Genomic DNA, 13319 nt, shown 5'->3' with positions numbered 1-13319 from the left:
GCGCACGCCTCTCCCAGTCACCTATGCCTGGATCTGATCAGACGATGATGCAGAGAAAACTCACATGGAGCAGTTCCGCTCCCGAACGGCGATCCTGCCCACAGGCTCAGCGCAGCAGCCATAAGCCGGAGTAGTTGAGAGTGGCGGTGTAGATGGATTTGCCATCCTCGTCCGTGACGACCACCGAGAAGGTCCGCCGGTCGCCATCTTCGGGCACCTCATCGCGAGCAATGTCCGGCAAGAGGCGTAACACGTGCTGGCGGACGGCGGTGGGGTCTTCCAGCTCGGTCCCTTCGTCGTCGCGGGCTGAACCACCATCATAGATGTCGAAGAAGTACCTGGGCATGTAGGCACGCTGGCACCGCTTGCCCTATCCTGCTTCAACATGGCTTGACACCGTCGTCACAAACCTAAGTCCAAATTGGCTGGGGCGCGACGGCTGCCGAGCGAGAGTTGGCACAAGCAGACACCGCCATCGTACCCGCTCAAGACCCATAAGAGCCGTATGGCCGTGCGCGCCGTCCTCGATAACCGACATCCAGAGCCCCCCTAGGGCCTCCTCGACGGACCTTGGCCGGCCTCGATGAGGCGAGCAATCCGGATTGGCCGTCGTGTATGCAGGGTTTACGTCTTGTCCGGCTCGGTTGAGGGAGCGGCAGTGCCCCCCACGCCGTTGCCTAGATCAACTCCCCTGTGAGGCGGCACTCCGCTCGGCAGCATGGGAGCGGGTGAGGGCTCCTTCTGCGCCTGTATAAGGCCAGCTTCCACCTCTTGGATGAGGTCTGCGAAGGCGTACGGCTTGCTCAGCAGGCGTGTACCTGGCGGCAAGTCGTGCTGAAGATCTACCCCGGCCCCCGAGGTGACGATGATGCCGACATCGGGCCAACGGTGGTGAACGAGGTGGGCAAGGGCAACACCATCGCCCACGATGGCCCGCCCCGTGATCAGCATGCGCACGGCGACTGGTCCTTGGAGCACCGCCAGCGCCTCGGCGGCAGTGCACACCTCTATGGTCTGAAAGCCAACATCCGCCAGCATGTCGGCGGTGACCATACGGACGAGCTCGTCAGCCTCCGCAATGAGGATGGCTAGAGGTCTGCTGTCAGACATGACGTGCTCCGCGTGATCAGGGCGGGAGCGCACGCTGCTCTCAGCCACAGGCGGCCGGGACCGAAGCCAGTGATGGTTCCTTATGCGCTAATTATAAGCCGGACGCGATGACCCTTAGTTGTGGCAGCTCGCCACCCCGAAACGAAGTTTCCAGTTAGCAGACCAATGGCCGCTTTCAGGAAGCGCACATGGCGATCCATGCGACCGAGTTGGGTCGGTTGGAGCCCATCCGCTTTTCCGGCCGAACATCTCCGAAGCGGACATGCTGCTCTCGGCAAATTTCAGTCGTTTAGAGTAAGCTGTCTCGACGTCCGCTTCTAGGCACCCCTGCTGCACGTTGACGTGCCGTGTAGCCGGTACTGTATGAGGCCGACCGGGCGCGCCGAACTTCAAAGATGCGGGATCGAAGCAAGGCCAGCTTATCTGCCTTGGCCTTAGCCGGTGGGCATGCCAAGAAATCCGCACGCACGGAACTTTTTGCTCCGATCGCAGCAGGCCGACACGCCTAAGTTCGCTCCTCGCGTTGTCATTGTGATCGAGGCAGCCAGGTCGCATAGCGATGCGGTCCGAAGCTTGCGGTGTCGGCGGTACCGACGTTGATTTTGATGCCCCTTCAAGGACCGAGCCCCATGCGCATTCTTGTCGGCTGCGAGATGACCTACGAGTTTCCGCAGCCAACCCCCGTTATTGCAACCCTTAACGTCCACGCATCCCGCTTCTCCGATCTTGAGCGGCCTGACTATCTAATCACGAGTCCCGCAGTTCCCTTGGAAGGCTATCGCGACAGCTTTGGGAACTGGTGCAATCGAATGGTTGCACCAGCAGGGCGCTTCACCCTGAAGACCGATACGACCGTGCGGGGTCACGGCAGCGGGGATACGCAAGAGGCTGACGCTAAGGAAATTGTGGTCGAGAAACTGCCTTCTGACACAGTGCTGTTTCTCCTCGGGAGTCGTTACTGCGAGACCGATCGCCTTTCGTCCATCGCTTGGGACTTGTTCGGCCATATCCCGCCTGGATGGGGCCGAGTGCAGGCGATCTGCGACTACGTGCATGATCGCATCACCTTTGGGTACGAGCATGCACGAGCGACCCGGACTGCATTTGACGTCTTCGAAGAGCAGCAAGGCGTCTGCCGCGACTACGCGCATCTCGCGATTACCTTCTGCCGCTGCCTCAATATCCCGACACGTTACTGCAACGGTTATGTCAGCGACATCGGCCTGCCCCTACCGCATGCGCCAGGCGATTTCGCCGCCTGGATGGAAGTGTATCTGGGAGGGCGCTGGCACACCTTCGATCCACGCAACAACAGTTCGCGGATTGGCCGGATCCTAATCTCCTATGGTCGCGACGCAGCGGATGTGCCGCTGACGCTCACTTTTGGAGCAAATAATCTTACCGGGTTTCATGTGACGACCGAAGAAGCACCACCCCTACTCTGAATGGTTTTCTTACGTGTCGCTGTAGGCGGCAACCCCTTCCGTAGTCGGCAAGAGGTCGGCGCCGTGCGGCAGTGCTTGGCGCAAGGACCGCAACCGGTGTGAGCGCCCAGGCACTCGCCAAACACGAAGGTATTGTGGTTCAGTCCGAGATAAGCCGCGAGCCGCTTCCCCTGGCCGGTCCAAGACTGGCCTGCCCGACAGGGTGTTGCCCCTTCGGGTGTGAACCGCACCAAGCTCTTACGAGCTTTGCGCTTTCGTGATTCAGGACCGCCGCGTGCAGCACGGAGGCGGCGATGGCGGAGCTGTTCTGGCTCTCGGATGCGCAGTGGGCGGTGATCGAACCGTTCATGCCGAAGGATCAGCCCGGACCGGCGCGCAAGGACGACCGGCAGATCATCTCCGGCATCCTGCACGTGCTCACCTCCGGCTGCCGCTGGCGCGACTGCCCGGCCGCGTATGGGCCTCGCACGACCGTCTACAACCGCTTCAACCGTTGGTCCCGGCGCGGCTTCTGGAAGGCCATGCTGGCGGCGATGGCCCAAGCCGGATGGTCGGGCGAGGCGACGGCCATCGACAGCACCTACGTGCGGGCGCACCGTTCGGCCCACGGCGGTAAAGGGGGGCGCGTGCGCAAGCCATCGGCCCGTCGCGCGGCGGCCAGACGACCAAGATCCACGCCCTCACCGACGTCCTCGGCCGGCCCGGCGTCCTCCTGCTGACGCCCGGCAACGCCAGCGATGTCACCACAGCTCCAGCCGTGCTGGCCCAGGCACCCGGCCGGATCCGGCGCCTGGCCGCCGACAAGGGCTACGACGCCGACTGGCTGCGCGCTGACCTGCGCGCGGAGGGCATCACGCTGATTATCCCGGGAAAGCGCGGTCGGAAGAAGAGGATCCGCCACGACAAGCGCCGCTACCGCGAACGCTGGCGGATCGAGGCGACCTTCAACCGCCTCAAGGACTCCCACCGCATCGCCACCCGCTACGACAAGCTCGCCCGCAACTACGCATCAGCCGTAGCCCTGGCCGCCGTCATCGCCTTCTGGTGCTGATCGAGTCCAGACCCTAGCAAGCAGCCGAGCCAAAAAAGCAAACATCGCGACAGCACTGCTCTTGTTCAGCCGGCAGCTGCAGCGAGCGTGGTCCGGAGTTGCGCATCCAGGTCACGCGCGACGCGATCGACTTCCGGGTTTCCGAACTGGCCGAAGGTTGTGGCCGGGCGGTCGTACTCGAACGCGACATTGCCCTCGGTATCTTCGCGCAGGAGCACCCGGATCGGGGCGTACAAGGCCGCCGCCAGAACGTGCCGGGTCATCCGACTGGCCGTGAGCGGATTGCCGATATCGTACTGGATGGCCTTGCGGGTCAGGGTGGCCGTGCGCAGCAAGCCACCGTGATCCCGCGCGCCGAAAATCGAGAGCGGCGCCTGGCGTTCAAGGAGGTCGCGCGCCTTATCGACCTTCCCGTCCAGCAAAAGCTTTGCATAGGCATGGTCGAGGGGAGGCACCGCCGCTTCCAGCGCCTTCCGGACCGTCTCGAACGACTTCGTCGAGCGGAGCGTCACATGCTCAACCGTGACGAGGGTCGAAGCACCTTGATCGTTCATCGGTTCAACTCCGCCAATGGCATGGAACGAGAGCAACGAGCCGCCATGCCTCAGGAGACCGCCCGGACCTTCGCTGTCGCCGCGAGGATAAGGTCGGCCCAGGCTTGCGGGCGCTCCAGGGCGCTGAAATGCCCGGTCCGTTCCAGGGTGACGACGTTCGGCGAAGGAACGCTCGTCTCGACGCCAGTGCGATCCCGGCGTGTCGACCAGTCCTTGTCGCCCCAAACGAGCGTGACGGGCGCCGTGATGAGACGATAGCGGGCGCGAGCGGCAACGAAGCTCGGAAGCGCCTTCAGAAGCGTCCGCGACGCTCTGCTGTAGTCGGCCCGAGCACCGACTCGAGCATACTCGTCCAACAGGTCCGGGGGCAGGCTTTTCGCGTCATGAAAGCCGCCGTTCATGATGCCGCCAGTGATGGTACGGTTCTCCAATGCCGCGAAGACCGGGCCGACCACCGGCGCGCGTACGCTCTTGATGATGATTGAGGCAAGGAGGTTCGACCGCTCCAGGCCCGGTAGGTAATCGTAGGTGTTGAAGGCGAAGACCCGCTCGACCGCGTCCCCGAGTTCCGCGGCGAGCGAGAGCGACAGCGTCGCCCCGATGGACTCTCCCGCCAGGATCGGCCGCCCGATGCCGAGGTTGGCGATGAACGCCTTGAGGGCGGCCCGGAGGGTGGGCTCGTCCTTCGGATGGTCCGGCTTCAGGTCCGACCAGCCGAAGCCTGGCAGGTCCAGCGCGTAGACGGTGAAGTGCGGCGCAAGCAGCGGGATCACACGTTGAAACAGGTCGAGCTGCGTGCGCACGGTGTGGGTCAGAACGAGGTCCGGTCCCTGGCCCACGCGAACGTACCGTATGCGGGTCCCGTCCTTCAGGGTCGTGTAGGCGATCTCGCCGGACGGAAGCCAACGGCGGGTATAGCCTTCGGCGTCCTTGCCGACGTTGACGGGCGATCGTGCGATCATGGCGGTCGGGGTCCTGAGCGGCGGGGCTGCACAGGGTGGTGACCCCGCCTGTCGTGATGGAACCTAGACGCCCGACAGCATATCCCATATGTCAAAGATCCACCTTATTCGGACATTCGACGCTGAGGTCCGCCGTGCCGTCCATTGGTGTCGTCCTGTTCCCCGGGTTCCAGGTGATGAATCTGGCTTCCCTGACGGCGTTCGAGATTGCCAACCTGGAGGTTGGTCACGCGTTCTACGACGTGACGTTTCTGTCCGAAGAGGGCGGGCCGATCAGAACCTCCATCGGGATGGTCACCGACACCGAGCCGTTCGGAGGCCGGCGCTTCGACACGCTTGTCGTCGTCGGCGCGATCACGGTCGGCCCATCGGCCCCTGGCTTGATCGAGCGGCTGCGCGAGACCGCCGCCACCGCCCGTCGCGTCGCCGCGACCTGCACAGGGGCGTTTCTCCTGGCCGAGGCGGGCCTGCTCGATGGCAAGAGGGCGGCGACCCATTGGGCTCACGCACGCGACCTGCAGCGGCTCTATCCGTCGATCAAGGTGGACGACGACCGGATCTTCATCTCGGACGGCAACGTCTGGACCTCGGCCGGCATGACGGCCGGGATCGATCTCACGCTCGCGCTAGTCGAGGACGATCTCGGAGTCGAGATGTCGAAGGGCATCGCGAAGAAGCTCGTCGTCTATCACCGTAGGACGGGCGGCCAGTCGCAGTTCTCCGCTCTTCTGGAGCTTCAGCCGCGGTCCGACCGGGTCCAGAAGGTCCTGGCCTACGCCCGCAGCAACCTAACGAACGAACTCTCCGTTGAGGAACTTGCGGAAGCCGCGTGTCTGGGTCCGCGGCAGTTCAGCCGTGTCTTCCGGGAGGAAACCGGCCAGTCACCCGCCAAGGCGGTCGAGAACCTGCGCCTGGAGGCCGCCCGGACGATGCTGGAGGACGGCCGGCACGCGTTGGACACCGTGGCACGAGAGACGGGATTTTCCGACCGCGAGCGGATGCGGCGCGCCTTCCTTCGGGCATTCGGCCAGCCGCCCCAGGTCATCCGGCGCAACGCGCGTCACCTCGGTGGAGCCGACGCCGCGATGGCGCCTACTTGCGATTGATTGCCCTGCCGTCTGCCTTCGTACGGTAGGCGCTATGTTCATTCTGTGCGATCTCGATGATTCACGAACGACGTCTGCTTGCGAGATGCTTCAATACCAATGAGCTTGCCCAACTCGGGTCGGGTGGAGCCTGTCCGTTTTACGACCGACTTTCTCCGAAGCGGACCGGCGGCTTTCGGCTAGCCTCAGTCATCACAAGAGGCTTCCCCATATGCCTCAGATGGGTGAATTTCTGCCGCTCTGATTCCGGCACGCAAAATAGAGATATGGGAGTTCGCTTGGATTGCGACCGCCGCCTCGGAGGGGACGACTTCGGGCGAAGCCGTCAAGCGCCGATCAGTTTCCTCATTCGGTCGAGGTTGGCCAATTGCTGAAGGGCATTGTTCCGGTTGGCCGCGGCAAGGCCGAGGATAACTGCCTCCAGTGCGATCAGCGTTGTGGCGTGGAGCGCTACCTGGTTGGCGCGTCCACGCCGGGCCAGCAGCACGACCGTTGCTTGCCGGGCGATGGTGCTGTCCTGCGTGTCGGTCACCAGGACCACGCGCAGGGCGAGGCGGCGAACCTCGGCCATGACGGCTTGAACCTCGCGATAGGGCTGGCCATAGGCGAGCAGCAGTACTGCGTCGCCGGCCTGCAGGCCGAGCATTTGATCGGCCAGGGCCCACCCTGTGGCGTCGAGGAGAAAGCTGCGCCGGCCCGAACGTGTCAGCTGGAACGCGAGATACCGGGCCAGGTGCGCGGAGGGACCGATCCCGAACACCCCGATGCGTGCGGCTGGATGCAGGGCCGTGATGGCGGCGAGGACGGCGGCTCGCCCGGCTTCCGTCCGGAGCGCCTCCATCCCCTCGCGATGGGCTTCTAGCACCGCGTCGACGGCCTGACCCGCGTCGTCCCCAACCTCCGCGAGGGTGCGACCCATGTCAGTCGCGGGTGTCCTACGGTCGTCGAGCCCTGCCGCCAGCGCCTGCCTGAGATCCGGCAAGCCATCGAACCCGAGCGCCTGAACGGCCCGGATGACCGTTGCGTCCGAGGTGCCGAGCTGTGCCGCAATCTGAGAAGCCGAGCATGCCACGGCGACAGCGCGGTTCTGCTCGAGATAATTCGCGACGCGGGCCACGGCCGGCGAGAGCGACGGCGTCAAGCGCCTAATCAGAGCGCCGAATTCCTCTTTCACAACCGTCGCCCTCCTGCTCCGCTGGTTCCCGGATTGTTGCGACGGATGTAGCGTTACAATCAGGAAGCTTGACCTCGGTAGTGATAGCTACAATGCTGTGAATCAGCAATCGGCTTGGCCTTGGCCTATCGATGGGGGCGTTCGAGATGACAATCGACTGGATGCACGCGTGGTCCACCTGCCTCGCGGCATTCCTCGCTTCCGCCGTCGAGTTTGTCGAGGCGCTGACCGTTGTGCTGGCGATTGGTGACGTACGCGGCTGGCGGGGTGCCTTAACGGGCACCGCCGTTGCGCTGGTCACGCTTCTGGCGGTCGTGCTTCTATTCGGCTCCCTCTTGACCCGCATCCCGCTCCAAGACGTCCAGCTCGCAGTCGGTGGATTGCTGCTGCTGTTCGGTCTGCGATGGCTGCGCAAGGCGATCTTGCGGGCGGCCGGCGTGATCCCGCTCCACGACGAGACCGCGGCCTATGCCCGGGAGGCCGGACGTCTGCTCTCGGCTGGTCCCGTCGGTGGCACCTGGGACGCGATAGCTATCGCTACGACCTTCAAGATCACCATGCTCGAAGGCCTAGAAGTCGTGTTCATCGTCATCGCCGTGGGCGCGGGTGGCGTCGCCCTCCTGATCCCGGCCAGCCTCGGCGCCGCGGCGGCGCTCCTGGTCGTGGTTGCACTCGGTCTCGTTCTGCACCGACCGCTAGCCATGGTGCCGGAGAACATGCTGAAGTTCTCGGTCGGGGTGCTGCTCGCCGCTTTCGGGACTTTCTGGGTTGGCGAAGGTCTTCGATTGGTGTGGCCCGGCGGCGATTGGTCGATCCTCGGGCTCACGCTCGCATACCTGCTCGTCGCCGCGCTCGCCATCCGGCTCTGTCGGCATCGTGCATCTGCGGACCCGATTTTGGCCACCCGCTAGGCGCCGCCCATGAACGTCCTGAAGACCATCCTTCGTGAACTCGTCGGCTTGGTCGTCGACGACGTCGGGTTCGCAGCCTCCATCGTTGGCTGGATCATCCTCGCGTGGCTGTTCTCCGACTTCGTCCTGCCGCCGAGCCCTTGCGTCGCCGTCCTGCTGTTCGCCGGGCTCGGTGGGATCCTCCTGGAAAGCGTCTTCCGCTGCGCGGACCCGAGCCGATGACCCTCGAACGACCCCTCATGATGAATCAGCCAACGGATACGTCCCAGAGCACGTTAGGGAAGCCCAAATTCATGCGGGGCGGCCCACGCCGGCCCGGTCGCGGCAAAATCGCCGTCCTGGCTCTGGCCCTGTGCGGAGTCGGGGGTGCCGTCGCCTACTACGGCGCATCGCCGGTGCCGTCAGTCGGCACCCGCGCCGAAGTGCTAGCGGCCGTCCCCGTGGTGATGGGCGCGGTCCAAACCCAGGACGTGCCCCTGACCCTAAGGGGCGTCGGAACGGTGAACGCCCTGAACGTCGCGACCATCCGCAGCCAGGTCACCGGATACCTTCAGAGCGCCGATTTCCAAGAAGGCCATTTCGTCAGGCGCGGCGACGTGCTCGCTCGGATTGACCCGCGCATCTACCAGGCTCGCCTCGAACAGGCGCAGGCCCAACTCGCCAAGGATCAGGCGCTGCTCGCCAATCAGAAGACCAACCTCGCCCGCAACGAGCCACTCCTGCAAAAAGGCTTCGCCACGGATCAGCAGGTCGTGAGTGAGCGAGCGATGATCGCGCAGACCGAGAGCGCCCTGAAGGGTGACCAGGCCGCCATCGACTACGCACAGACGGAACTCGATTTTGCGACGCTGCGCGCCCCATTCGACGGCGTGACCGGCATCCGTCGCGTCGACATCGGCAACATCATCAACCCGACCGACCCCGGCGGCATCGTCGTCCTGACACAGGTCCAGCCGATCAGCGTTCTCTTCACCCTGCCGACGGGCGACATTGCGGCCGTGCAGTCCGCCCTGACGCGCGGCCCGGTCGCGGCGACCGCCTACGACCAGTCCGGCGACAGGAAACTCGATACCGGCACCCTGCTGCTCATCAACAACCAGGCCGATCCCAAGTCAGGGACCGTGCAGTTGAAGGCAATCTTCCCGAACGCCGAGCGCCAGCTTTGGGCGGGCAGCTTCGTGAACGTCGAGGTGACGACGTCCGTCGAGCGGGCGGCGCTGACGGTGCCGACCAACGCCCTGCAGCTCAACGACAAGGGCCAGTTCGTCTACGTGGTGGGAGCCGACGACACGGTCTCGGTCCGGCTCGTCAGGATCAGGCAGCGCACCCGCGGCGTAGCCCTGATCTCGGAGGGCCTGAAGACCGGCGAGACCGTCGTCGTCCAGGGCCAGTATCGGCTGAAGCCAGGTGTACGGATCACGCCCGCCACGCCCGACCAGGTGCCCGACACCTCCACGGCCACGGCGGGGATGCTGCCATGAACATCTCCTCCGGCTTCATCCGGCGGCCCGTCGCCACCGGCCTGCTCATGCTCGCGGTCGTGGTGCTCGGCGCGATCAGCTACACCCTCCTGCCGGTCGCCGCGCTCCCGAACGTCGACTCGCCGACCATACAGCTCACGGCGCAGTTGCCAGGCGCCGACCCGAAGACCGTCGCCTCGTCGGTGGCCACCCAACTCGAACGTCAGTTCGGCCAGATTCCCGGGCTGAACCAGATGACGTCGAGCAGCGGCACGGGCTTCACCCAGATCTCGCTGCAGTTCGACCGGAGCCGCACCATCGACTCGGTCGCCTCCGACGTGCAGGCGGCGATCAACGCGACTCAAGGACAGTTGCCCGCGGCGCTCCTGAACCCGCCCACCTACCGCAAGACCAACCCGGCCGACGTGCCGATCCTGCTGATCGCCATGTCATCGGACGTGTTCCCGATCACGACCGTGAGCGACTACGCCTACTCCCTCATGGCCCAGAAGATCTCGCAGATCCCGGGCGTGGGCCTCGTCGGCGTCGGCGGTCTGCAGAGCCCGGCCATCCGAATCCAGGTCAATCCGGCCCAGCTCGCGGCCGAGAACCTCGACTTCGAGACGGTGCGCAACGCGCTCGCCAATCTGACGGTGCTGCAGCCCAAGGGGCAGCTCTATGGCAGCCAGCAGGCTGTGGCCCTTCAAACCAACGACCAGTTGATGACCGCCGCCGGCTTCGACGATGCCATCGTCGCTTACCGTGACGGCGCGCCGATCCGGGTCCGCGACATAGGCCGCGCGGTCAAGGCGCCTCAGGACGTCACCCTGGCGGGCTGGGTCGGCGAGCAGCCCGCCGTGGCGCTGGCCGTGCAGCGAGCGCCCGGGGCCAACGTCATATCGACGGTGGCGGCCATCAAGAAGGCGCTACCGCAGCTCCGGGCCTCGCTGCCGCCTGGCATCGACGTGAAGATCGCCTCGGATCGGACCCAGACCATCCAGGCCAGCGTCGCGGACGTGCAGTTCACCCTGTTGCTGACCATCGCGCTCGTGGTCGGCGTGATCGCGCTGTTCCTGCGCAGGCTCTGGGCGACCGTGATCCCCGCCGTGTCGGTGCCGATATCGCTGATCGGTACCTTCGCGGTGATGTACGTGCTGGGCTACAGCCTCGACAATCTATCGCTCATGGCGCTCACCATCGCCATCGGCTTCGTGGTCGACGACGCCATCGTCATGGTCGAGAACATCGTCCGCCACATCGAGGCTGGCGCCACGCCGCTGCAGGCAGCGCTCGAGGGGGCCGGCGAGATCGGCTTCACAATCCTGTCGATCTCCATCTCCCTGGTCGCGGTCTTCATCCCCCTGTTCCTGATGGGCGGTGTCGTCGGGCTGATGTTCCGCGAGTTCGCGGTGACCGTGGCGGTCTCGATCCTCGTGTCGGTGGTCGTCTCGCTGACGCTCACGCCGATGATGTGCGCGAGGCTCTTGCCGGGTCACGAGGCCAAGCCGCCCGGGCGGGTCTCGCGCGGGCTGGACAGCTTCTTCGAATGGCTGACCGCACGCTACGATGACGGTCTCAGGGTCGCCCTGCGCCACCGCTTCCTCACCCTGTTGACCTTCTTCGGCACTGTGGCTCTGACGGGCTACCTGTTCTGGACCATTCCCAAGGGCTTCTTCCCGCAGCAGGACACGGGTCTGATCATCGGTGTCAGCGAGGCGGCGCAGGACGTCTCGCCCGAGGGGATGAAGCAACGCCAACAGGCCATCCTGGGGATAATCACCAAGGACCCGGCTGTGGCCGACGTGGCCGGATATATCGGCCCGGGCGGCCCGACCGTGACCGAGAACAACGGCCGCGTGTTTATCAGCCTCAAGCCCAGCGAGCAGCGAAACGTCACCGCCGAGCAGGTCATCGGGCGGCTCTCGAAAGCGCTCGATCAGGTCCAGGGCATGAAGGTCTACATGCAGGCCGCCCAGGACATCACCATCGGCGCCATTGTCTCGAAGACGCAGTACCAGTTCACGATGACCGACATCGACCTGGAAGAGCTCAACCATTACGGCCCCAGGCTGCTCGACGCGCTGCGGAAGTCGCCCGAGCTGACCGCGGTCGCTAGCGACCAGCAATCGTCGGCGCGCATGCTCGATGTTGTCGTGGACCGCACGGCCGCTGCGCGCCTCGGCATCGACCCGGCCACCGTCGACAACACCCTCTACGATGCGTTCGGGCAGCGTCATGTGGCGCGGATCTATGCGCCGCTGCACTACTACTACGTCATACTGGAAGTGGACCCGCACTATCAGCTCGGTCCCAACGCCCTGCAGCGGATCTACGTCCGCTCACAGGACAACACCTCTGTGCCCCTGAGCCAGATCGCAAAAGTCGAGACCGGCACGATGCCGGCGGTGATCAACCACCAGGGCCAGTTCCCGTCCGTCACGCTGAGCTTCAACCTGGCGCCGGGGGCCACCATCGGGGCCGCCGTCGCGGCCGTGCAGCAGGCGGCCGCCGACCTGCATATGCCATCCTCTGTCGCCACTGCGTTCCAGGGCAACGCCCAGGCCTTCCAGACCTCGCTCGGCTCGACGCCGCCGCTGATCCTGGCGGCCCTGTTTGCTGTCTACGTGATCCTGGGCGTGCTCTATGAGAGCACCATCCACCCGCTGACCATTCTCTCGACGCTGCCCTCGGCGGGGCTGGGGGCACTCGCTACGCTGATGCTGGTCGGGCGACCGCTCGACATGATCGGCATCATCGGGATCATCCTGCTGATCGGCATCGTCAAGAAGAACGGCATCATGCTGGTCGATGTCGCTATCGTTGCCGAGCGTGAGGACGGTAAGTCGCCCGAGGCGGCGATCCATGAGGCCTGCCTACTGCGCTTCCGCCCAATCCTGATGACGACGCTGTGCGCGCTGCTGGGCGGCGTGCCGCTGATGCTGGGCACCGGGACCGGCTCCGAGATCCGCCAGCCGCTCGGTTACGCCATCGTCGGGGGCCTGGCGGTCAGTCAGGTGCTGACGCTGTTCACCACGCCGGTCGTCTACCTCTACATGGACAGGCTCAGCACGATGCTCGCCCCGCGACTTTCGGCCCGCCCGCCCCATGCCGCCGAAGTGCGATGAGCCATCATCGCCTAGCCGGGTTGTGTTCGGCCTCGGCTTGCTGACCGCGCTGCATTTCGGTGTGCTTTCGTAGGAGCCAAGTGGCAGAGGATGCGCTCCAGGATGCACTTCCACTTCGCCGGGTAGCAGATGCTGCTACCCGCTATCCGGGCAGGAATTTATCCTGACGGCACCGAAAGTCCGCTCCCCACACCCGGAGCCTCGAAGCGGACGGGCTGCTTTCGGCCAGATCCCGCCGTTCCAGATAGACTGTATGAACGTCTGAGAAGGGTGGATTTCAGCCGGTCCGCTTTCGGGCGGCAAGGCATAGAAGCGGACATAGCCGTGGGAGCCGCTCACAACCCTAAATGGACATTTCCAGTGGCATCGATGAAGGCCCGCTCGGAATCACAAGCAGGCCCTCGCTAGTCGAGCGATGATG

Annotated in this window: 12 protein-coding genes; 8 read left to right on the top strand and 4 right to left on the bottom strand. The window is 64.8% G+C overall.

The window, feature by feature from the left end; all coding sequences use genetic code 11:
* Positions 1 to 106: 106 nt before the first annotated feature.
* The gene (locus ACYQPG_RS31665; RefSeq protein WP_461232867.1) at positions 107 to 346 is read right to left on the bottom strand and encodes a DUF6894 family protein; all 240 of its coding nucleotides are present in this window, start codon (positions 344 to 346) and stop codon (positions 107 to 109) included.
* A 485-nt stretch (positions 347 to 831) separates the two neighbouring features.
* Here ACYQPG_RS31665 and ACYQPG_RS31660 point away from each other — a divergent pair, with 485 nt between their 5' ends.
* The 3 genes from ACYQPG_RS31660 (at position 832) to ACYQPG_RS31650 (ending at position 3606) form a co-directional block, all read left to right on the top strand.
* Positions 832 to 1092: a hypothetical protein gene (locus tag ACYQPG_RS31660; protein WP_461232866.1), complete on the top strand. Its 261-nt coding sequence runs from the start codon at positions 832 to 834 to the stop codon at positions 1090 to 1092.
* Positions 1093 to 1739: 647 nt separating this feature from the next.
* Complete coding sequence (locus ACYQPG_RS31655; RefSeq protein WP_461232865.1) at positions 1740 to 2555, top strand: transglutaminase-like domain-containing protein; 816 nt, start codon at positions 1740 to 1742, stop codon at positions 2553 to 2555.
* A 293-nt stretch (positions 2556 to 2848) separates the two neighbouring features.
* Positions 2849 to 3606 (top strand): IS5 family transposase gene (locus tag ACYQPG_RS31650; protein ID WP_461232864.1). Its coding sequence is split into 2 segments (ribosomal slippage): positions 2849 to 3179 and positions 3179 to 3606, totalling 759 coding nucleotides; the frame shifts between segments, so codons are not numbered across the junction.
* 65 nt (positions 3607 to 3671) lie between these two features.
* Here the strand turns inward: ACYQPG_RS31650 and ACYQPG_RS31645 are convergent.
* On the bottom strand, positions 3672 to 4160 hold the full coding sequence (locus ACYQPG_RS31645) for a DUF302 domain-containing protein (protein ID WP_461232863.1): 489 nt from the start codon (positions 4158 to 4160) through the stop codon (positions 3672 to 3674).
* Positions 4161 to 4210: 50 nt separating this feature from the next.
* Positions 4211 to 5122 carry an alpha/beta fold hydrolase gene (locus ACYQPG_RS31640; RefSeq protein ID WP_461232862.1) on the bottom strand — a complete coding sequence of 304 codons (912 nt, stop codon included), beginning with the start codon at positions 5120 to 5122 and terminating at the stop codon, positions 4211 to 4213.
* Positions 5123 to 5298: 176 nt separating this feature from the next.
* On the opposite strand from ACYQPG_RS31640, the gene ACYQPG_RS31635 reads away from it, so the two are divergent.
* On the top strand, positions 5299 to 6228 hold the full coding sequence (locus tag ACYQPG_RS31635) for a GlxA family transcriptional regulator (RefSeq protein WP_461232919.1): 930 nt from the start codon (positions 5299 to 5301) through the stop codon (positions 6226 to 6228).
* A gap of 325 nt (positions 6229 to 6553) precedes the next feature.
* Here ACYQPG_RS31635 and ACYQPG_RS31630 read toward each other — a convergent pair whose 3' ends face one another.
* Positions 6554 to 7369: a MurR/RpiR family transcriptional regulator gene (locus ACYQPG_RS31630; RefSeq protein WP_461232861.1), complete on the bottom strand. Its 816-nt coding sequence runs from the start codon at positions 7367 to 7369 to the stop codon at positions 6554 to 6556.
* A 164-nt stretch (positions 7370 to 7533) separates the two neighbouring features.
* On the opposite strand from ACYQPG_RS31630, the gene ACYQPG_RS31625 reads away from it, so the two are divergent.
* The 4 genes from ACYQPG_RS31625 to ACYQPG_RS31610 all read left to right on the top strand — a co-directional run bounded on the left by ACYQPG_RS31625 (position 7534) and on the right by ACYQPG_RS31610 (position 12898).
* On the top strand, positions 7534 to 8313 hold the full coding sequence (locus ACYQPG_RS31625; protein WP_461232860.1) for a hypothetical protein: 780 nt from the start codon (positions 7534 to 7536) through the stop codon (positions 8311 to 8313).
* Between the two features lie 9 nt (positions 8314 to 8322).
* Positions 8323 to 8535 (top strand): hypothetical protein, encoded by a 213-nt coding sequence (locus ACYQPG_RS31620; RefSeq protein ID WP_461232859.1) that lies wholly within the window; start codon positions 8323 to 8325, stop codon positions 8533 to 8535.
* Between the two features lie 71 nt (positions 8536 to 8606).
* Positions 8607 to 9794: an efflux RND transporter periplasmic adaptor subunit gene (locus ACYQPG_RS31615; RefSeq protein WP_461232858.1), complete on the top strand. Its 1188-nt coding sequence runs from the start codon at positions 8607 to 8609 to the stop codon at positions 9792 to 9794.
* Positions 9791 to 12898 (top strand): efflux RND transporter permease subunit, encoded by a 3108-nt coding sequence (locus ACYQPG_RS31610; protein ID WP_461232857.1) that lies wholly within the window; start codon positions 9791 to 9793, stop codon positions 12896 to 12898. Before ACYQPG_RS31615 ends, ACYQPG_RS31610 begins: the two co-directional genes overlap by 4 nt.
* Positions 12899 to 13319: the final 421 nt, after the last annotated feature.

It is taken from the genome of Methylobacterium sp. CM6246 (assembly GCF_054818005.1).
The sequence above is the reverse complement of the archived record's forward strand: the minus strand, read 5'-3'. Positions and strand labels throughout refer to the sequence as shown.

What these genes read in the sequence shown, in the direction of transcription:
- ACYQPG_RS31635 (WP_461232919.1), top strand. Translation starts at nt 5,299, where the DNA reads ATGAATCTGGCTTCCCTGACGGCGTTCGAGATTGCCAACCTGGAGGTT.
- ACYQPG_RS31665 (WP_461232867.1), bottom strand. Translation starts at nt 346, where the DNA reads ATGCCCAGGTACTTCTTCGACATCTATGATGGTGGTTCAGCCCGCGAC.
- ACYQPG_RS31655 (WP_461232865.1), top strand. Translation starts at nt 1,740, where the DNA reads ATGCGCATTCTTGTCGGCTGCGAGATGACCTACGAGTTTCCGCAGCCA.
- ACYQPG_RS31620 (WP_461232859.1), top strand. Translation starts at nt 8,323, where the DNA reads ATGAACGTCCTGAAGACCATCCTTCGTGAACTCGTCGGCTTGGTCGTC.
- ACYQPG_RS31610 (WP_461232857.1), top strand. Translation starts at nt 9,791, where the DNA reads ATGAACATCTCCTCCGGCTTCATCCGGCGGCCCGTCGCCACCGGCCTG.
- ACYQPG_RS31640 (WP_461232862.1), bottom strand. Translation starts at nt 5,122, where the DNA reads ATGATCGCACGATCGCCCGTCAACGTCGGCAAGGACGCCGAAGGCTAT.
- ACYQPG_RS31625 (WP_461232860.1), top strand. Translation starts at nt 7,534, where the DNA reads ATGGGGGCGTTCGAGATGACAATCGACTGGATGCACGCGTGGTCCACC.
- ACYQPG_RS31645 (WP_461232863.1), bottom strand. Translation starts at nt 4,160, where the DNA reads ATGAACGATCAAGGTGCTTCGACCCTCGTCACGGTTGAGCATGTGACG.
- ACYQPG_RS31615 (WP_461232858.1), top strand. Translation starts at nt 8,607, where the DNA reads ATGCGGGGCGGCCCACGCCGGCCCGGTCGCGGCAAAATCGCCGTCCTG.